The 19,730-nt window shown below is 52.9% G+C and carries 16 protein-coding genes; 7 read left to right on the top strand and 9 right to left on the bottom strand.

Annotated elements, in window-relative coordinates:
• Positions 1-8: 8 nt before the first annotated feature.
• Positions 9-677 (bottom strand): GTP cyclohydrolase I FolE, encoded by a 669-nt coding sequence (folE, locus tag OGV67_RS06480; protein ID WP_012131616.1) that lies wholly within the window; start codon positions 675-677, stop codon positions 9-11.
• Between the two features lie 337 nt (positions 678-1,014).
• Between folE and fghA the strand changes: the two genes are divergently transcribed.
• Positions 1,015-1,851, top strand: coding sequence for an S-formylglutathione hydrolase (gene fghA, locus OGV67_RS06475; RefSeq protein ID WP_047462493.1), 837 nt, complete (start codon positions 1,015-1,017; stop codon positions 1,849-1,851).
• Here fghA and OGV67_RS06470 read toward each other — a convergent pair whose 3' ends face one another.
• Positions 1,852-2,229, bottom strand: coding sequence for a helix-turn-helix transcriptional regulator (locus tag OGV67_RS06470; protein WP_024130176.1), 378 nt, complete (start codon positions 2,227-2,229; stop codon positions 1,852-1,854).
• A 4-nt stretch (positions 2,230-2,233) separates the two neighbouring features.
• Complete coding sequence (locus OGV67_RS06465) at positions 2,234-3,601, bottom strand: L-serine ammonia-lyase (RefSeq protein WP_115614682.1); 1,368 nt, start codon at positions 3,599-3,601, stop codon at positions 2,234-2,236.
• Between the two features lie 216 nt (positions 3,602-3,817).
• On the opposite strand from OGV67_RS06465, the gene serB reads away from it, so the two are divergent.
• From serB to OGV67_RS06450, 3 genes are all read left to right on the top strand, one after another.
• Positions 3,818-4,705: a phosphoserine phosphatase SerB gene (gene serB, locus OGV67_RS06460; protein WP_115609097.1), complete on the top strand. Its 888-nt coding sequence runs from the start codon at positions 3,818-3,820 to the stop codon at positions 4,703-4,705.
• Positions 4,706-4,737: 32 nt separating this feature from the next.
• Positions 4,738-6,060 carry an MFS transporter gene (locus tag OGV67_RS06455; protein WP_115614681.1) on the top strand — a complete coding sequence of 441 codons (1,323 nt, stop codon included), beginning with the start codon at positions 4,738-4,740 and terminating at the stop codon, positions 6,058-6,060.
• Between the two features lie 311 nt (positions 6,061-6,371).
• Positions 6,372-8,357, top strand: a complete 1,986-nt coding sequence (locus tag OGV67_RS06450) for a ligand-gated channel protein (RefSeq protein ID WP_286465113.1) — start codon at positions 6,372-6,374, stop codon at positions 8,355-8,357.
• A gap of 124 nt (positions 8,358-8,481) precedes the next feature.
• On the opposite strand, the gene lysP is transcribed toward OGV67_RS06450, so the two are convergent.
• A complete protein-coding gene (gene lysP, locus OGV67_RS06445) occupies positions 8,482-9,951 on the bottom strand; it encodes a lysine-specific permease (RefSeq protein WP_012131607.1) in 1,470 nt (489 codons plus the stop codon).
• Between the two features lie 259 nt (positions 9,952-10,210).
• On the bottom strand, positions 10,211-11,074 hold the full coding sequence (gene yieE / locus OGV67_RS06440) for a DNA-binding transcriptional regulator YeiE (protein ID WP_012131605.1): 864 nt from the start codon (positions 11,072-11,074) through the stop codon (positions 10,211-10,213).
• 119 nt (positions 11,075-11,193) lie between these two features.
• Between yieE and OGV67_RS06435 the strand changes: the two genes are divergently transcribed.
• From OGV67_RS06435 to OGV67_RS06425, 3 genes are all read left to right on the top strand, one after another.
• The gene (locus tag OGV67_RS06435; protein WP_012131604.1) at positions 11,194-12,243 is read left to right on the top strand and encodes a YeiH family protein; all 1,050 of its coding nucleotides are present in this window, start codon (positions 11,194-11,196) and stop codon (positions 12,241-12,243) included.
• Positions 12,244-12,358: 115 nt separating this feature from the next.
• Entirely contained in the window at positions 12,359-13,216 is an 858-nt protein-coding gene (gene nfo, locus OGV67_RS06430; RefSeq protein WP_115614680.1) for a deoxyribonuclease IV, read from the top strand.
• A gap of 2 nt (positions 13,217-13,218) precedes the next feature.
• The gene (locus OGV67_RS06425; protein ID WP_024130172.1) at positions 13,219-14,313 is read left to right on the top strand and encodes a sugar kinase; all 1,095 of its coding nucleotides are present in this window, start codon (positions 13,219-13,221) and stop codon (positions 14,311-14,313) included.
• 149 nt (positions 14,314-14,462) lie between these two features.
• Here the strand turns inward: OGV67_RS06425 and OGV67_RS06420 are convergent, their stop codons facing one another.
• The 4 genes from OGV67_RS06420 to fruA all read right to left on the bottom strand — a co-directional run bounded on the left by OGV67_RS06420 (position 14,463) and on the right by fruA (position 19,714).
• A complete protein-coding gene (locus OGV67_RS06420) occupies positions 14,463-15,713 on the bottom strand; it encodes a NupC/NupG family nucleoside CNT transporter (protein ID WP_047462480.1) in 1,251 nt (416 codons plus the stop codon).
• An 86-nt stretch (positions 15,714-15,799) separates the two neighbouring features.
• Entirely contained in the window at positions 15,800-16,735 is a 936-nt protein-coding gene (locus tag OGV67_RS06415) for a pseudouridine-5'-phosphate glycosidase (RefSeq protein WP_012131595.1), read from the bottom strand.
• On the bottom strand, positions 16,723-17,664 hold the full coding sequence (locus OGV67_RS06410) for a pseudouridine kinase (protein ID WP_012131594.1): 942 nt from the start codon (positions 17,662-17,664) through the stop codon (positions 16,723-16,725). Before OGV67_RS06410 ends, OGV67_RS06415 begins: the two co-directional genes overlap by 13 nt.
• 358 nt (positions 17,665-18,022) lie before the next feature.
• Entirely contained in the window at positions 18,023-19,714 is a 1,692-nt protein-coding gene (gene fruA, locus OGV67_RS06405; RefSeq protein WP_012131593.1) for a PTS fructose transporter subunit IIBC, read from the bottom strand.
• Positions 19,715-19,730: the final 16 nt, after the last annotated feature.

The following is a 19,730-nucleotide window of genomic DNA, read 5'->3' as shown; positions in this document are numbered from 1 at the left end:
TGCCCTGATCAGTTGTGGTGACGCACGGCGCGCAGGAACTCCTGGCGCGTGTTCTGGCTGGATTTAAACAATCCGCCGAGGGAAGTCGTGGTGGTGGCGCTGGTCGCATCGCGAATGCCGCGCGCTTTCACGCAGTAATGCACAGCGTCGATTGAGACCGCGACGTTATTGGTGCCAAGCAGCGTTTGCAGCGCGGTCAGAATCTGTTGGGTCAGACGCTCCTGAACCTGCGGGCGCTGCGCAAAGAACTGCACAATACGGTTAATCTTCGACAGGCCAATCACCGAATCTTTCGGGATATAGGCCACCGTCGCTTTCCCGTCGATCGTGACGAAATGGTGTTCGCAGGTGCTGGTAAGCGTGATATCGCGCACCGTCACCATTTCATCCACTTTCATCTTGTTTTCAATCACGGTGATCTTCGGGAAATTGGCGTAATCAAGGCCGGAGAAAATCTCATCGACATACATTTTAGCGATGCGATGCGGCGTTTCCATCAGACTGTCATCGCTCAAGTCGAGATTCAGCAACTGCATAATCTCGGTCATATGCCCCGAAATAAGACGTTTGCGCGTTTCGTTATCCATCTCATGCACGGGCGGGCGCAGCGGCGTTTCCAGACCACGCGCAACCAGCGCTTCATGAACCAGGGCCGCTTCTTTACTGAGTGATGACATTTATTCTTCTCCTGCAGGTGTGGCGCCTCTGCCCTGCGTGGGGCAAAGTTTTTAGGCTGTTGGCAGCCCGTTTATTGTGCGTGAGGCGGCGCACATAATCCAGTATTCACAACGATAATTATTGAAATCGCCGCTGCCTTTCATGTCCCGGATTCTCCACGGCGGTTCCGCACGCTAAATCTGACGGGCCATGACGCCAGGTGTTAATGTAAAGTTGTGTAGATGATGAAGCATGTTAGATAAATGCGGAAGTGAAAGTTACTCACAGCGCAATGAATAATCTGTATTATGGGGAAATTGCACGACTCATTCAGGTTCAACACAAAAGGAGCCACGCATGGATATGCTCGAAGAGCACCGTTGTTTTGAAGGCTGGCAGCAACGCTGGCGACACGACTCCACCACGCTGAATTGCGCCATGACATTCAGCATCTTTCTCCCGCCTCCCCGCAGTACAACGCCGCCTCCGGTGCTGTACTGGCTGTCAGGGTTAACCTGTAATGATGAGAACTTCACCACCAAAGCCGGTGCGCAACGCATTGCCGCCGAACTGGGCATTGTGCTGGTGATGCCGGACACCAGTCCGCGCGGCGAACAGGTCGCCGATGACGAAGGTTATGATTTAGGTAAAGGCGCGGGATTCTATCTCAACGCGACGCAGCAGCCCTGGGCCGCGCATTTCCGCATGTACGACTACCTGCGCGATGAACTCCCGGCGCTGATCCAGTCGCAGTTTAACGTGGGTGAACGTTGCGCGATCAGCGGACATTCAATGGGCGGGCACGGCGCATTGATCATGGCGCTGAAGAATCCGGGGAAATACACCAGCGTTTCCGCCTTTGCGCCCATCGTGAATCCGTGCCGCGTACCGTGGGGAGAAAAAGCGTTTACGGCCTATCTGGGGGAAGAGAGATCGGCCTGGGTTGAGTGGGACAGTTGCGCGCTGATGCTCGCCAGCCAGCCGGAACACGCCATTCCAACGCTGATTGATCAAGGCGATAACGATCAGTTCCTCGCCGATCAGCTACAACCGGCGGTACTGGCCGAAGCCGCGCGCCAGAAGGACTGGCCGATGACGTTACGTATTCAACCGGGCTACGACCACAGTTATTACTTTATCGCCTCGTTTATTGAGGATCATCTGCGCTTCCATGCACAGCATCTGCTGAGCTGATCACCAGTAAACGGCTTTTTCCAGCGCCGCAATATCGTTATTGTCATCGGCTTGCGGCGCAGACGATTTCCGGTTTAAATCAGCAACCTGCTGGCGAATCTGAAGACGCCCGGCACTCTCGCTCTCGCTAAAATTGCGCATTTCTGATTCAAACAAAATCGCATCCAGATTGTGCAGTTTATCAAGCGCGCGCAGGAGAGAAATCAGCGTATCGAGGTTCAGGCCAGCGCCTTTCTCAATACGCTTGATCGTCGCGATGCCTACCTGCGCGCGATCGGCAAGCTGCTGTTGCGTCATAGACAGGGAAATCCGCGTTTCCTTGATGCGCGCGCAGAGCGACCAGACGATCTCGTCATTATTCATTGTTTGGTATTTCAATGTACTAGCACCTTTTTCTTGGCTGAATTTTTCCGAGGCATCCGTGATAAGTCTCGCGATATTTTGCGCTCATGTCTTTGCCGGTTTCATACATGGCAGCAATAATTTCATCCAGAGAAATACAGGGCTCGCTGATGCGGCTCATCGCCATCGTCGCCGCATTAATGGCTTTTACGGCAGAGATGGCGTTTCTTTCTATACAGGGAATTTGCACCTGCCCGCCAACCGGATCGCAGGTCAACCCCAGATGGTGCTCCATCGCAATTTCCGCAGCGCTTAATACCTGCCCGACGGATGCGCCCATCAACTCCGCCAGCCCTGCCGCCGCCATCGAACATGCGACGCCGATCTCCCCCTGGCATCCCACTTCCGATCCTAAAATCGACGCATTCTGTTTAAACAACAGCGCGACGGCACCTGCCGTAAGAAAAAAACGGGTGATGGCGCCCGCGTCCAGCGGACAAACAAACTTATCGTACCAGCTCAATACCGCCGGAATAATGCCACTTGCGCCATTCGTCGGCGCCGTGACAATCTGCCCGCCTGCCGCATTCTCTTCACTCACGGCAATAGCAAACACGTTAACCCAGTTCAGGGTCGTCAGAAAATCCGCTGCCAAAGGCTTCATACACAACGATTTATGCAATGCGCAGGCCCGACGCGGGATCTGATAAGGGCCGGGAAGCAGCCCTTCGGTATGCAGGCCACGGTGGACGGCCTGCTTCATAACCTCCCAGACCTGCGTTAAATAGCGCTGTAATGAGGGCTGAGAATGGCTGTTCAGCTCATTTTTCATCATCAGCGCCGCAACGGAAAGCCCGTTGCGTTGGCACAGCGCCTGCAACTGCGCGGCGTTGCGAAAGGCAAAGGGAGAGGCGCGTGTCTGATCTGTCGCCACGGGCGCAGACTCACCGTATTTTCGTACCTGCCCGGCGCCGGTCGAAAACCACGTCTCCTCGTATAACGTAAAGTAATCATCTTTGGCGCGAAAGGTCATCGCATAAGGATGTCCGGGATGCGCATGGTGATTCGCAATAATTTTCACCGCCACTGTCACCGTGCTGTTCGCCGGGGCGGGCACGTCAAGCATACCGTCATTTTCCGCACGCCTGATGGCGGTCAGTTGCATACGTAAATCCACCTTCTCCGGCTGATTTCCCAGCAACCCCAGATAAAGCGCGGCATCAACATTGTGGCATTTACGGCTTAACGATAATGCGCCAAACAATTCAATTTCAATATTCCTGAGTAACGGCAGCGTATCCTGCCGTTTTAGCTGCGAAATGAAATTGCAAGCCGCACGCATTGGCCCCACGGTTCTTGAACTGGATGGACCTATCACAATTTTGAATATATCAACGCAACTTTCCATTTTTATATATGTATTCCTAAAAAAAGCGCAGGGTGGGATGGCGATAATATACCGTAATCAACATATTAAAAATGATACTTTTCATGCTTATTCATTATCAGGTATTAAAAACAATACCATTTTATCTTTTCTTTAACATTCATATCTGTGATAGCACGACGCACAAGAAACAAACGCCGCCCATTATAATAAAGCGCAATGTAAAGGAGCAACATGATGGCAATAACTTACTTCGTCACATCAACAAACACAGAGCAACTTCAGGCGTGGTTATATAATGATTTTCTTCGTTCTCACGCAATGCAATGTCATTATTTATTAGAGCGTCGGCATCTGGCATTAATCAATAAGGATTATTTAAAACTTACGCTACCCGATGAAATGCTGACGCAGGCTATTTATCAGAAATTACGCGCTGCATCACTGCAATTGCAGTTTGATTTTTTTGTCAAACCTCAGAGCATCCCCACAAAGGGACTGATTGCATTTGATATGGACTCAACGTTTATTGAAGAGGAAGGCGTGGATGAAATCGCTCACACGCTTGGCATCTCTGCGCAAATCGCGGAGATGACCCAACAGGCGATGGAAGGGAAAGTAGATTTCGACACCAGTTTTACCCGCCGTATTCGCATGTTAAAAGGCACGCACTGTGATGTCCTCAATGCCGTTTGCGATCGAATGACGATTTCCCCCGGCCTTGCCGCTATGTTGCCGGTACTGAAAAACAAAGGGTTTAAAACGGCCATTATTTCCGGTGGTCTGGATATTTTCACTCAACGGCTGAAAGAAAAGTATCAGCTCGACTACGCCTTTTCCAACACGGTTGAAATAAAAGATAACGTCCTGACGGACAATATTACCTTCCCGATCATGAATGCCAGGAAAAAGCGGCAAACGCTCTCTGCGCTGGCAACACAACTCAACCTCGCTGTACACAACATTATTGCCTGCGGCGACGGCGCAAACGATCTGCCGATGCTAACGTACGCGGGAACCGGTATCGCGTGGCGGGCAAAACCCGTTGTCAGAGAAACAATCCATCACCAGATTAATTTTCATGGATTCGAATCACTTCTGTTCTTTATTGAAGATGAATTATAACCACATTTCCGTCGCCGGAAGGGAAACTCACGATGAACATAAAAGCATTTATTTTCAGTCAGGCCGATCGGCCTGTTGCTAACTCGAAAAAAGAGATTGATCATACTTATAAAAAATTTCGCACAGAGATCATCACCTCGGTATTTATCTCTTATGCCGTATTCTATCTGACCCGTAAAAACTTTTCTGCTGCGATGCCAGCCATGCTGGCGGATACGTCGCTAACCGCAGAAGATTTCGCCATCATGTCCTCCATTTTTTACATTCTTTATGGTTCCATGAAGTTTGTTGGCGGCATGCTGGTTGATAAAATTAACCCTAAAGCCATGACCGGCCCGGTGCTGATTGGCGTCGGCATCGTCAATATTCTCTTTGGCTTTTCCGATAGCGTCGCGGCGTTCTACGTATTGTACAGCCTCAATGCGATTCTCCAGGGCACCAGCTTCCCACCAATGGCGAAAATTATGGCTTCCTGGTTCTCAAAAAACGAACGCGGGCGCTGGTGGGCAATCGTTGAAGCAGCGCATAACATTGGCGGCAGCCTTGCCCCGCTGCTCACCAGCTTCGCCATTGCCTTTAGCGGCAGCTGGAAAATGGGCTTCTATGTCCCTGGGGTCATTTCCCTTCTGATGGGGGTTGTCGCGCTGTTTACGATTCAGGATCGTCCCGGCACCCTCGGGCTACCCAATGTCGGCGAATGGCGTAACGACCCTACCGAGCTTGCACAGGTAAAAGCCAGCCCGGTCAATCTGAGCTTCTGGCAGGTGTTCGTTAAATACATTCTGACCAACCCACTGGTATGGATCATCATCGTGGGCGATATGTCCGTGTATATTGCGCGCACTATTCTCAATGACTGGCCGCAAATCTATTACTCGCAGGTACACGGCTGGAGCCTGATTAAAGCAAACTCCATTATCTCGTGGTTCGAAGCTGGCGGGCTGGCAGGGGGACTGCTGGCCGGATATTTGTCAGACTTTATGTTTAAAAGCAACCGCTGGATGACGGGGTTAATTTTCGCCTTAATGCTCTGCGTATGCATCGTGCTTATTCCACTGGTGCAGGATACCTCTTACACCATCACCGCCGTACTTTTCACCATCATGGGATTTGCACTGTACGGGCCGCATATGCTTTTTGCCGTCGGCTGCCTGGACGTTACTCACAAAGATGCTGCGGGTTCTATTACCGGTTTCCGGGGATTATTCAGTTATGTTGGCGCGGCAATGGCCGGCGTACCGGTCATTCTGGTGAAAAATAGCTGGGAATGGTCTGGCGTCTATATTTACGCCTTCATCGCTATTTTATTAACCACGCTCTCCCTGGCGCTACTTTCTCGTCTCCATCGTCTGTAAAAAACGATAATCTATTGCCATAACGTAACAACGGAGGGTATCTGCCCTCCTTTTCATCCTTCATTTCTCCATTTTTTCTTCAAAATTTCCTCACATTTACGATCCGCCATCTTATTGATTTGAAATCCCTTTCCGTGAAAAACAAATAAACACAAATGATTTCAATTATCATTTGTGTTTACAAATATTCATTCTTTTGTACAATTCGTCCCGCTTATTCACCGCAAAGAGTACTTAAAAGACAAATACATACCGTTGTCATGGCCTTTTTTCATGGCTCGCAGTTTTACTCATTTAATGGAATGACAAAAATGACCATACCTCACGTTAAGGCTATCGCTGCCGCAGTATGCGCAGCGTGTCTCCCATCGCTCGTCTATGCTGCCGATCAGGACACCGTCGTTGTAACCGCCACGGGATTTGAGCAGAAAATCCAGAACGCCCCTGCGTCTATCTCCGTTATCACCAAACAGCAGATCGAAGACAAAGCCTATCGCGATGTCACCGATGCGCTGAAAGATGTGCCCGGAGTCGTTGTTACCGGCGGCGGCAGCAGTAGCGATATCAGCATCCGCGGGATGGCTTCGCAATACACGCTGTTCCTGGTCAACGGTAAGCGCATCAGCACGCGCGGCACGCGTCCGAACAGCGATAACTCCGGGATCGAGCAAGGCTGGCTGCCGCCGCTGGAATCGATCGAGCGTATTGAAGTTATTCGCGGGCCAATGTCATCGCTTTACGGTTCAGATGCGATGGGCGGCGTCATTAACGTGATCACCAAAAAAGTGTCCAACACGAAAGGCTGGACCGGCTCCCTGCATGGCGACGCCACCTTCCAGGAAGACAGGGACTCCGGTGATTTGTACCAGACCAACGCTTATGCGTCCGGCCCGCTGATTGACGGATTGCTGGGGGCGAAAGTGACCGGGCTGCTCTCTCGCCGTGCGGAAGACAAAATCGTCAATGGCTACAACGAGCAGCGCCTGCGCAACGGGGCTTTAACGCTAAACTTTACGCCGGATGATAAAAACGATTTTGACTTCGACATCGCGCGTGAATTGCAGGATCGCGACAGTACGCCAGGCAAGTCAATGGCAGAAGAAAGCTGCCGTAACGGTAGCTGTAAGCCAAACAGCAAAAGCGAAAACCGCTATGAGCACACCACCTATTCCTTAACCCACAGCGGTTATTACGACGACTTCAACACCACCAGCTACATTCAGCAGGAAGAGACCAACAACCCCGGTCGCCAGATGAAGTCTTACAACACCATCTTTAATAACCAGAACCAGATCTTCCTCGGCGCGCATACCCTGACATTAGGTGGGCAGTATCGTTACGAGAAACTGAGCGATAACGGCAACCAGTTAAAAGCCTACGAAGACGTGAACAAGCTGACCCGCTGGAGCTGGGCGCTGTTTGCTGAAGATGAGTGGGCGATGACCGACAGCTTTACGCTGACCGGCGGTATCCGTATGGATAAAGATGAAAACTATGGCGACAACTTGACGCCGCGTGGCTATGGCGTATGGCATCTTACCGATCAGTGGACCTTAAAAGGCGGCGTCTCTGCGGGCTACCGCGCACCGGATCTGCGCCAGTCCTCCCCGACCTGGGGACAGATTACCGGCGGCGGTCGTCTGAACGGTATTATTGTCGGTAACGCAGACCTGAAACCAGAAAAGAGCCTGAGCGAAGAGTTGGGCCTGCTGTGGGATAACGGAGATAACCTTAACGCTGGCGTGACGCTGTTCAATACCGACTTCAAAGATAAGATAACTGAAGTGCGCCGCTGCAACAGCAGTTCAGATCCGGCCTGTACTATTGGTGGTGAGAAATACGACTTTGTCAGCGATCGCGTCAACGTTGATAAAGCCAATATGCGCGGCGTGGAGTCCACCTTTGGCTGGAAGATCACCCGCGATCTCAACTGGACGGCGAACTATACCTATACCGAATCTGAGCAGAAAAGCGGTCAGTTCTCTGGCAAGCCGTTGAATAAAATGCCGAAGCATATGTTCAACACCACGCTGGACTGGCAGGCAACGCAGGATGTTGGCTTCTGGAGCCGTCTGAACTTCCGCGGCAAGACCTCCGAATACCTGAGCCGTACTTCAATGGCCCAGGGAACGCCGTCTTATACGCAGGTTGATGTTGGTGTGCGTTATTACGCGTACAAAAATCTACTGTTAACCGCAGGCGTCTATAACGTTCTGGACAAACAGATCGATTACGAGACTTACGATACCATTCTCGACGGTCGTCGTTACACGGTTGGCCTGACTTATAACTTCTAAGTTCAGTACAACAAAAAGCCCCGGCATGATGAATGCCGGGGCTTTTTTATTTTACCTGCCGGATGTCCGGCCTACAAATGTTGCTCCTGTAGGCCTGATAAGCGCAGCGCCATCAGGCACCAGGTTATTTCTTCACACGCTCCGGGAAGTGCATTTCACTGTAGCGAACAAAGTGTGTTCCCTTTGTCAGCTTGTAGCCGAACCAGATAGCCAGGAACAGCGGAATCCCGATATAGGTTGCCGCTACGCCGCCCCAGTCAATGGTGTCTTTCAGGAAGGCTTCATAGTTCTGACCCAGCGTGATGGTCAGACACAGCACAAACGCAAAGATCGGCCCCAGCGGGAAGAATCCAGAACGGTACGGCAGATCTTTCACATCGTTACCCTGCAACACATAGCCACGGCGGAAACGATAATGGCTGATGGCAATCCCCAGCCAGGCGATAAAGCCCGTCATCCCGGAGGTATTCAGCAGCCACAGGTATACCGTCTGGTTGCCAAACATCGACGTCAGGAAGCAAAGCCCCGCAATTACCGTCGTCGCATACAGCGCGTTACGCGGAACGCCGCCGCGTGACAGCTGCGCGAAAATACGCGGCGCTTTACCGTCACAGGCCAGGGTGTAGAGCATACGGGTAGACGCGTACATCCCGGAGTTACCCGCCGACAGCACCGCCGTCAGGATAACCGCGTTCATTACCGCCGCAGCGGAAAGCAGACCCGCATGCTGGAACACCAGAGTGAACGGGCTGACACTGATGTCTTTCACATCGTTACGCAGCAGGCTCGGGTCGGTATACGGGATAATCAGGCTGATAATCAGGATCGCGAACACATAGAACAGCAGGATACGCCAGAATACCTGACGCACCGCGCGCGGAATGTTTTTCTCTGGATCTTCAGACTCACCCGCCGCGATACCAATCAGTTCCGTCCCCTGGAAGGAGAAGCCGACAATCATCGCCACGCCAATCATCGCCGCAAAACCCCCGGCAAACGGCGCATCGCCGGTCGTCCAGTTGCTCCAGCCCACTGGCTGCGCCCCTTTGAAGATGCCGACGATCATCATGACGCCCACGATGATAAAGATAATGACGGTCGCCACTTTGATCAGCGAGAACCAGTATTCTGCTTCGCCAAAGCCTCTGACCGAGATGTAGTTCAGCAGGAAGATCACGCCGAGGAACAGCGCACTCCAGATCCAACCCGGCGTATCCGGGAACCACCAGTTCATCACCAGCTGTGCGGCCACGAGGTCTACGGCGATGGTCACCGCCCAGTTGTACCAGTAGTTCCAGCCGAGCGCGAAGCCAAAGCCTTCTTCAACATAGTTCTGACCGTAAGTCGCAAATGAACCGGATACCGGCATATACGCCGCCAGTTCGCCGAGACTGGTCATCAGGAAGTAGACCATCAGACCGATCAGGATATAAGAAAACAGCGCGCCGCCTGGACCCGCCGCAGAAATGGTTGCACCAGATGCAACGAAAAGACCCGTACCGATGGAACCGCCAATGGCGATCATTGTCAGGTGACGCGCCTTTAATTCGCGACGTAACGCGGGCGCTTCTGTGGTTTTAGTTTCGGAAACCATGTGAAAATGCTATCCATCCAAAAAATGAGGCGCGATTGTAGCAGACGAAACGCCATCCTTCCGGCACAAATGCGCAGTTATAAGAGACCTTCATGACTGGCCGCGGATTATAAGTAAAGTGTAGATCGGATAGACGTTAAGACATTCGCCTGATGGCGCTACGCTTATCAGGCCTACAGGATCGACATTTGTAGGCCGGATAAAGCGTCGAGTTTGTAGGCCGGATAAGGCGTTTACGCCGCCATCCGGCAAAGGACGCTTATTCGCAGTAGCGCAGAAAACGCTGTAAGGCATTGGAAAGGTGTTTCTGGCGATGGTGGATTCGCCACAGGGTTCGCACCAGGCGCGGCAAAGGCACCGCGATTTCACTCAACGTTCCCGCCTGAAGCTGTTCCTCAATAACCCGCCGCGACAGGCAGCTGATGCCCAGACCATGACGCACGGCGTGTTTGATCGCTTCGGAGTTACCCAACTCCATCGCCATTTCGAATTTTGGCAAGTGCGAAAGCAACAGGTAGTCGACAATCTCACGCGTACCGGAACCGCGCTCGCGCAGTATCCAGGGCGCGGCGGCAAGCTGTTCAAGCGTTACCGGCCCTTGCGCCAACGGCGAGGACGGTGCGGCAAACACCACCAGCTCATCGTCCAGCCACGGCTCAGAAATAATCTCGGTATTGTGGCACGGGCCTTCAATCAGGCCGATATCCACCCGAAAATCGAGCACCGCCGTAATGACATCCTGGCTGTTGCCCACGCTAAGTTCCAGCGGCAGATCGGGAAAGTCTTTCCTGTAACGGGCAATTACCGCAGGCAGGATGTAATTACCGATGGTGCTACTGGCATAAACGCGGATTGCGCCGTTGTCTTCCCGAAACAGTTGCTCAATTTCGACAGCCTGCTCCAGCAGCGCCAGCGCGCGCGGGTACAGCAAGCGCCCGTGTTCATTGACTACCAGCCGTTTCCCGACGCGGTCAAATAGCTGTACGCCAAGCTGACCTTCCAGATCGGTCAATGCCGCGCTTACGGCCGACTGCGACAGCGATAGCATGACAGATGCCTGGGTCGTCGAGCCGCTTTTTAGCACCTCAGTAAAAACTTCTAGTTGTCGTAGCGTGATATGCATTGTTGTTTTCCACTGGCAGGCCGTCGCTTACCACTTATAAAGATTAATTATAAATATATAATCAATTTTATTTTTAAACCAGTTCGCCATAACATTTTACCCATATAGAGGAGAAGGTTATGACAGAACTCACCTTACAGAATCACCATCGTACAGTGTGGCATTTTATACCGGGGCTTGCCCTGAGCGCAGTTATCACAGGGGCCGCCCTGTGGGGTGGATCTATTCCAGCCGTCGCGGGAGCCGGGTTCAGCGCCCTCACCTTAGCCATCTTACTGGGAATGGTCATCGGCAATACGGTGTATCCGCAAATCTGGAAAAGCTGTGACGGCGGCGTGCTGTTCGCTAAACAACATCTATTACGCCTGGGGATCATTCTCTACGGGTTTCGCCTCACCTTCTCACAGATTGCAGACGTGGGCGTCAGCGGGATTGTGATTGATGTACTGACGCTCTCCAGCACTTTTTTACTCGCCTGTTTCCTCGGGCAGAAAGTGTTTGGTCTGGACAAGCACACCAGTTGGCTGATTGGTGCCGGAAGCAGCATTTGCGGAGCGGCAGCAGTGCTGGCAACGGAGCCCGTCGTTAAAGCGGAGGCCAGTAAAGTTACGGTGGCCGTCGCGACTGTGGTGATTTTCGGTACGCTGGCAATCTTCCTCTACCCGGCAATGTATCCGCTGCTGGCGCACTGGTTCAGCCCGGAAACCTACGGCATCTATATTGGTTCGACCATGCATGAAGTAGCCCAGGTCGTTGCCGCCGGGCACGCCATTAACCCGGACGCGGAAAACGCCGCGGTGATTGCCAAAATGCTGCGCGTAATGATGCTGGCGCCGTTTCTGATTCTGCTGGCCGCCCGTGTGAAACAACTTTCTCCGGCGACGGGCGCGGAGAAAAGCAAAATCACCATCCCGTGGTTTGCGGTGCTGTTCATCGTAGTGGCAATCGTTAACTCGTTCCATCTGCTGCCGCAGGCGGTGGTAAACATGTTGATTACGCTGGATACGGTTCTGCTGGCGATGGCAATGGCCGCGCTGGGTCTTACAACGCACGTCAGCGCGCTGAAGAAAGCCGGGGCGAAACCGTTACTGATGGCACTGGTGCTGTTTGTCTGGCTGATTGTTGGCGGCGGCGTGATTAACGTACTGATTCACCATCTTATCGCATAAAGCACTACATTTTGCCCCTGTTAACCCGCTATCATTGGAGAGTATTTTTTTCGAATACACGACATTATTCAAACCTGAAGAATAATGTGTATAGCGGGTTTAACAGGAGTCTTCCATGAAATATATCGGAGCGCATGTCAGCGCCGCTGGCGGGTTAGCCAACGCTGCAATTCGCGCCGCAGAAATTGACGCAACCGCATTTGCGCTGTTCACGAAAAATCAGCGTCAATGGCGCGCCGCGCCGCTCACTGCCCAAATCATTGATGACTTTAAGGCCGCCTGCGAGAAATACCACTATTCGCCTGCGCAGATCCTTCCCCACGACAGCTATCTGATCAACCTCGGGCACCCTGTCAGCGAAGCGCTGGAAAAATCGCGCGATGCGTTTATTGATGAAATGCAGCGTTGTGAGCAACTGGGGCTATCGCTGCTCAATTTCCACCCGGGTAGCCATTTACAGCAAATCCCGGAAGAGGAATGTCTGGCGCGAATTGCGGAGTCGATCAACATTGCCCTTGAGAAAACCCAAGGGGTCACGGCAGTCATTGAAAACACTGCGGGTCAGGGGAGCAATCTGGGATTCAGGTTTGAGCATCTCGCCGCCATCATCGACGGCGTGGACGATAAGTCCCGCGTGGGCGTCTGTATTGATACCTGTCACGCGTTCGCGGCCGGTTACGATCTGCGTACCACCGACGAATGTGAAAAAACATTCGCCGACTTTGAGCGTGTTGTGGGCTTTACATACCTGCGCGGCATGCACCTGAATGACGCAAAAAGCGCCTTTGGCAGCCGCGTTGACCGTCACCACAGTTTGGGCGAAGGCAACATTGGTCATGAGGCATTTCGCTGGATTATGCAGGACGATCGTTTTGACGGTATTCCGCTGATTCTGGAAACCATCAACCCGGATATCTGGGCAGAAGAGATTGCCTGGCTGAAAGCGCAGCAAACGGCAAAGGTGGTTGCGTAATGATGAACGACAGGGAAAAGCAGATCCTCAAGATCCTGCGCCGCAATCCGCTCATTCAGCAAAATGAAATCGCTGATATTTTGCAGATCAGTCGCTCACGCGTGGCGGCCCATATTATGGATCTGATGCGCAAAGGGATGATCAAAGGCAAAGGCTATATCCTCACCGAGCAGGAGTATTGCGTGGTGGTCGGGGCGATCAATATGGATATTCGCGGCGTGGCGGATATCCATTATCCGCAGGCGGCTTCCAACCCTGGCAGCATTCACTGTTCTGCTGGCGGCGTGGGGCGCAATATTGCGCATAATCTGGCGCTGCTGGGTCGCGATGTGCATTTGCTCTCTGCGGTCGGTAGCGATTTTTATGGTGAAACGCTGCTGGAGCAGACTCGTCAGGCTGGTGTGAACATCTCCAGCTGTATCCGTCTGCATGGGCATAACACTTCAACCTATCTGTCCATCGCCAACCAGCAGGAAGAGACGGTGCTGGCGATTAACGACACCCACATTCTGCAACAGCTGACGCCGCAGTTGCTGAATAGCTCGCGGGATCTGATCCGTCACGCTGGCGTGGTGCTGGCGGACTGCAACCTGACGCCAGAAGCCATCGAATGGGTCTTTACCATTGCGGATGAAATCCCGGTCTTTATTGATACCGTTTCAGAGTTCAAAGCGGAAAAAATCAGGACCTGGTATTCACGCATTCATACGTTAAAACCCACGCAAAAAGAGCTGGAGATTCTGTGGGGGAAAGCGGTGCGTTCCGATGCCGACCGTGTACAGGCCGTCAATGACCTGCATCAGCAAGGCGTACAGCGAATCTTCGTTTGCCTGGAAGATGAAGCGGTCTTTTGTAGCGAGAAAAACGGCGAGCAGTTTTTACTCACCCCGCCGTCTCACACCCGCGTGGACAGCTTCGGCGCGGATGATGGCTTCATGGCCGGGTTGCTCTACAGCTTTCTGGAGGGAAGTGATTTTCGCGATAGCGCGAATTTCGCGATGGCCTGCGCGGCGTTATCGCGCGCCAGCATCAGTATTAACAACCCCACCCTCTCCGCCGATAACGCGCTTTATCTGCTGAAAACAACCCTGGCATAATGCCTGATGGCGCTGCGCTTATCAGGCCTACGGAGTGCGCCAATGTGGGTCGAATATGCCTGATGGCGCTTCGCTTATCAGGCCTACGGAGTGCATTACTGTAGGCCGGATAAGGCGAAGCCGCCATCCGGCAAAATCGTCTACTACAACTACGCCAGCCCGATAAAGAACCCCGCGATAGTAGCACTCATCAGGTTAGAGAGCGTTGCCGCCGCCAGCGCCCGTAAACCTAGCTGGGCGATTTCCGGCGCACGCTGCGGCGCAATCGCAGAAAACGCGCCAACCACCACGCCAATCGAACCAAAGTTGGCAAAGCCACACAACGCGAAAGAGATAATCGCTATCGTCTTCACATCCAGCGTACCGGCAGCTTGCAGATACGGTGAGAAGTTGAGGTATGCAACAAACTCGTTAATCGCCAGTTTTTGCCCAATCAGGCTACCGGCAAGCGTCGCATCGCTCCAGTCCACGCCCATAATCCAGGCCAGCGGCGCTAAAACCCAGCCGAAGATCCCTTCTAGCGTGGCGTGACCAAAGCCGAACCAGCCGCCAACGCCGCCGATGATGCCGTTAATCAGCGCGATAATCGCCACAAACGCCATCACCACCGTCGCCACACCGGCGGCGATTTTCAACCCGGTCATCGCGCCGCTGGCCGCCGCTTCGATGATGCTTTTTGGCGGCGTTTCGGTAAATGACAGGTTTTCAAACGTCACTTTAGACTCTTCCGTTGCCGGGCTCAGCATACGGGCAAACAGAATGCCGCCAGGGATCGCCATTAAGGACGCCGCCAGCAGATAATCAATCGGCACCCCCATTCCGGCATAGCCGATCATCATCGAACCGGCGATTGAGGCCATGCCGCTACAAATGGCGGTAAACAGCTCGTTGCGGTTGAGACGGTCGATAAACGGTTTTACGATCGCCGGGATCTCGTTTTGCCCGAGGAAAATGGTAGTGACCGCAACAAACGACTCGATCTTGCTGATGTTCAGCGCTTTCTGGAAAATACCACCGAGAATACGGATCAGCAGTCCCATCACGCCAATGTAGTAAAGCAAGCTGATCAGCGCAGTCACAAAGATGATGGCCGGCAACACGCGAAAGGCAAAGATAAACCCAGCGCCGTCAAACAGTACATCCATTTTTGGCCCTACTAATGAGCCAAAGATAAATGCGCTACCCGCGTCGCTGTAGGACATCACCTTGTGGACACCGAGCGCGGCCTGCTCCACCAGCCATTTCCCCGGCGGGAAATAAAGCATGATCCCACCGATGGCGATTTGCAGCACCAGCGCCGCCCCAACGGTACGCAGGCTGATACGTTTTTTATTCACTGACAGCAGAAATGCGATTGCCAGTAGTACCACCATACCCACAACACTTCTCATTATATCCATAATGATTTTCCCTTCATGCCAGGAAACCCGGCGTGAAAGCCAGGTTTTGATATCGCGGGCGACCGCTCTCTGCCCGTGCGTTTTTATCAGGCGAGGCGTTGATATTCCTTCGCTATTTCACAGGCCAGTACAGCGTTGTTGAACACCAGTTGGATATTGGATTTCAGGCTATCGCCGCCGGTCAGTTCCGCCACGCGCGCCAGCAAGAATGGCGTGCTTTCTTTCCCCACGACGCCCTGCTCTTCCGCTTCTTTCACGGCCTGATCGATCGCCGCGTTGATTTTCTCTTCCGCCATCGCAAACTGTTCCGGGATCGGGTTTGCCACAACCAGACCACCGTTCAGGCCGGTTTGCCATTTCACCGCCATTGCGCGGGCGATGTCTTGCGCGCTGTCCAGGCGAATACTGACGTCAAACGGACTGGTACGGCAGAAAAATGCCGGTAATGCCTGGGTCTGATAGCCAATTAACGGCACGCCAAAAGTCTCTAAATATTCGGTGGTTAATCCCAGGTCGAGAATTGATTTCGCCCCCGCACAAACTACCGTGACATTAGTATGCGCCAGCTCCTGCAAGTCAGCAGAAATATCAAACGTATGTTCTGCGCCACGATGTACGCCACCGATACCGCCGGTTGCAAATACTTTAATTCCGGCCAGTGCGGCAATAATCATGGTGGATGCGACCGTCGTTGCGCCATTTTTTCCAGCGGCAACCACAAACGGTAAGTCACGACGACTGACTTTTGTAACGTTATGTCCTTCACGACCTAATAATTCAATTTCTTCTTTATTCAGGCCCACTTTCATTACACCGCCAATAATGGCAATGGTTGCGGGAACGGCGCCATGTTTACGAATGGTTTCTTCAACTTCAATTGCCGTTTGCGCATTTTGCGGAAAAGGCATACCGTGGGAAATAATGGTTGATTCCAGCGCAACAATGGGTTTCTTACTCTTTAATGCGTCCTGTACTTCTGGCGAAATTTGTAATAATTCAGAGGAAAGAGTTAATTCAGACATTCTGTGTTCTCCACTAACGATGTAACATTCGCGACAGATAAATCAGGGTTATTGGTATATTCACAGGCAAGCGCCATTGATGAACAACCCTGTGCAAATCGAACCGAATCTATAAAGGGTAAGCCGTCCATCCAGCAGGCGGCGAGTCCCGCCATCATGGCGTCGCCAGCGCCGGTCACATTGACGACGTTGGTTTTAATGGGGAGCGACCAGCCGTTTTCGCCGTTGATATCGCTGTAATAAACGCCGTCGCCACCCATACTGAGCACCAGACGGTTCAGGCCATGTTCATGAAACCATGCCGCAACGCTCCCGACATCTTCCCGCCCGGAGAGGGGAATGCCGCTAAGGGTTTCAGCTTCAAGCCGGTTGGGTTTCAGCGTGTGAATTTTGCCAAGTCGCTCGCGAATTTTGACACACTTCCAGGCAGAAACCGGATCAACAAATACCGGCACATCGCCTGCATTTTCCAGCACCCAGTTCAGTGCCTCTTCGCTGATATTACAATCGGCGACAATCACTTTTGCCCCACGAATAAAATCAGCATGCTGTGATAAAAATTCAGCCGAAATAAAGTCGGTAATGCTCATGTCATTTATGGCGACCAGCATTTCTCCGGTATTGTCGAGCAGGGATAAGTAACTTGACGTATTTTCTCCCGGCACAATCAGACATTTATCAACGTGCACACCGGATTGATTCGTTTGCGCCATTAATGACTGCCCATAGAAATCACTCCCGACTGCCGTCAGTAGCCATGAGTTTTTTCCCAGCAGAGCCAGATTATGCGCAATATTGCGCCCCACGCCGCCGGGGGTAAATTTTATTTTTCCCGGATTGGAGTCCGCATAATTTAAAGAAGCATGCGAATACCCGGCAACATCCATATTGGCTGAGCCAATCGTCACTATGTATTCCGTTTCACGCATAGAACGTCCTCTGGCATTAAGCTGCCATAACAATGAGTTCGTTAAGAATAACCACCGCCACAATCGATATTATTAGAGCACATGTTCATATTAAAACATGTGTTCATGATATGCGTGTTTTTGATAAAGTAAATCCATCCGCAAGCCCTAAAGCGAATAGATATGAACAGAGTCACAATTTTTTATAGATACAGTTTGCAAGGGAGGAAAAAGTTGCGAGCCAGGACACAAAATGGGGGGGATAAAAAAGGCAGAAAAATGCCGGATGGCGACGCTAATGCGTTTTATCCGGCCTACAGGATCGGTATCCGTAGGCCGGATAAGGCGCTCACGCCGCCATCCGGCACAAGGTTTTACATTATGCCGCTTTCGCGATAACTTCAGCTTCCGGGCGTTTCAGGAACGCATAGGCCAGACCGGCAACCAGCGTACCCGCAACAATCGCCAGCAGATAGCCCAGCACCGGTGTAATCGCGCCAGGAATCAGCAGCACAAACAGACCGCCGTGCGGCGCCATCAGTTTCGCGCCAACCCACATTGAGATTGCGCCTGTCAGCGCGCCGCCGACGATACAGCATGGCAGGACACGCATTGGGTCGCGCGCCGCAAACGGGATCGCGCCTTCGGTAATGAAGCACAGCCCCAGCACCAGCGCGGCTTTGCCCCCTTCCTGCTGCGCCTTGTCGAACTTACGACGCGCAACCAGAGTTGCCAGCCCAAGAGCCAGCGGAGGAACCATGCCTGCCGCCATAATCGCCGCCATCGGCGCATAAGTCTGGGTACTCAGCAGACCAACACCGAACGCATACGCCGCTTTGTTAACCGGGCCGCCCATATCAGTACACATCATACCGCCGAGGATCGCGCCCAGCAGTACCGCATTCGCCGTCCCCATCGTTTGCAGCCAGTGAGTCAGCCCTTCCAGAATGCCGGCAACCGGTTTACCGATAAGGTAAATCATCGCCAGACCGACAATCAGACTGGAAATCAGTGGAATGATCAGGATCGGTTTCAGCGCTTCCATACTCTGCGGAAGTTTTAGTTTAGTGCTGATAAGTTTCGCGACATAACCGGCCAGGAAGCCCGCGATAATACCGCCGATAAAGCCAGATCCGGTGCTCACCGCCAGCATACCGCCGATAAGACCCGGCGTCAGGCCTGGACGATCCGCGATGGAAAACGCGATATATCCCGCCAGCACTGGCACCATTAGCGCGAAGGCGGAACCGCCGCCGATCTGCATCAGCGCCGCAGCCAGCGTACCTTCTTCTTTAAACGCCTCAATACCAAACGCAAAGGAGAGCGCGATACACAACCCACCTGCAACCACCATTGGCAGCATGTAGGAAACGCCCGTCAGCAGATGGCGATATGCGCCAGCGCTCTCTTTTTTCCCTTCTGTCGCGGCGGCCTGCGCTTTGCCCGTAGGCGCATACGGCGTCGCTTCCGCTACGGCTTTGTCCAGTTCCTGCGCGGTTTTCTTCAGCGCCAGGCCGGTTGATGTACGGTACATCGGTTTTCCGGCAAACTTCGCCAGATCCACTTCGATGTCAGCCGCCACGATCACCAGATCCGCTTCCGCAACCTCTTCCGGCGTGATGGCATTGCCTGCGCCCACGGAGCCGCGGGTTTCGACCTTCACCCACCAGCCACGTTTTTTCGCTTCGGTTTCAATCGCCTCAGCCGCCATAAAGGTATGCGCGACGCCTGTCGGACACGCCGTCACCGCCACGACGCGTTTCGGGCCGCTGGCCGCTGCCGGGGCGGCAACCGCTGTCGGCGCGCTGTATGGCGTCGCGTGTCCTTTCGCTTCATTGAGGAACAGTTCCGGGTGCGCCACGGCACGGGCAATATCGCCCAGCCAGACTTTTTTACCGTTCAGCGCGCTGTCGTTCGGCACAGCGTCAGCCAACACAATGGCCAACTCTGCGTCATTCGGATTGTCGATAATTTCCAGATTTGCTTTATGTGCCGCCGCGCCGAGCAGGGTCTTCGCCATATAAGCGCGAGCCTGGCCGAGATTGGCGTCAATAATCAGCAGCGTTTTCATTATGCCTCTCCTGCTG

Origin of the sequence: Citrobacter sp. CK188 (genome assembly GCF_030333525.1) — a bacterium.
Classification (GTDB): Bacteria; Pseudomonadota; Gammaproteobacteria; order Enterobacterales; family Enterobacteriaceae; genus Citrobacter_B; species Citrobacter_B koseri.
Note: the sequence above shows the minus strand (reverse complement) of the source record. Positions and strands in the feature narration are given on the sequence as shown.

Bases quoted from the DNA above. Each gene is read 5' to 3' on its own strand.
- folE (WP_012131616.1), bottom strand. From the start codon at position 677: ATGTCATCACTCAGTAAAGAAGCGGCCCTGGTTCATGAAGCGCTGGTT.
- fghA (WP_047462493.1), top strand. From the start codon at position 1,015: ATGGATATGCTCGAAGAGCACCGTTGTTTTGAAGGCTGGCAGCAACGC.
- OGV67_RS06465 (WP_115614682.1), bottom strand. From the start codon at position 3,601: ATGGAAAGTTGCGTTGATATATTCAAAATTGTGATAGGTCCATCCAGT.
- serB (WP_115609097.1), top strand. From the start codon at position 3,818: ATGGCAATAACTTACTTCGTCACATCAACAAACACAGAGCAACTTCAG.
- OGV67_RS06455 (WP_115614681.1), top strand. From the start codon at position 4,738: ATGAACATAAAAGCATTTATTTTCAGTCAGGCCGATCGGCCTGTTGCT.
- OGV67_RS06450 (WP_286465113.1), top strand. From the start codon at position 6,372: ATGACCATACCTCACGTTAAGGCTATCGCTGCCGCAGTATGCGCAGCG.
- lysP (WP_012131607.1), bottom strand. From the start codon at position 9,951: ATGGTTTCCGAAACTAAAACCACAGAAGCGCCCGCGTTACGTCGCGAA.
- yieE (WP_012131605.1), bottom strand. From the start codon at position 11,074: ATGCATATCACGCTACGACAACTAGAAGTTTTTACTGAGGTGCTAAAA.
- OGV67_RS06435 (WP_012131604.1), top strand. From the start codon at position 11,194: ATGACAGAACTCACCTTACAGAATCACCATCGTACAGTGTGGCATTTT.
- nfo (WP_115614680.1), top strand. From the start codon at position 12,359: ATGAAATATATCGGAGCGCATGTCAGCGCCGCTGGCGGGTTAGCCAAC.
- OGV67_RS06425 (WP_024130172.1), top strand. From the start codon at position 13,219: ATGAACGACAGGGAAAAGCAGATCCTCAAGATCCTGCGCCGCAATCCG.
- OGV67_RS06420 (WP_047462480.1), bottom strand. From the start codon at position 15,713: ATGGATATAATGAGAAGTGTTGTGGGTATGGTGGTACTACTGGCAATC.
- OGV67_RS06415 (WP_012131595.1), bottom strand. From the start codon at position 16,735: ATGTCTGAATTAACTCTTTCCTCTGAATTATTACAAATTTCGCCAGAA.
- OGV67_RS06410 (WP_012131594.1), bottom strand. From the start codon at position 17,664: ATGCGTGAAACGGAATACATAGTGACGATTGGCTCAGCCAATATGGAT.
- fruA (WP_012131593.1), bottom strand. From the start codon at position 19,714: ATGAAAACGCTGCTGATTATTGACGCCAATCTCGGCCAGGCTCGCGCT.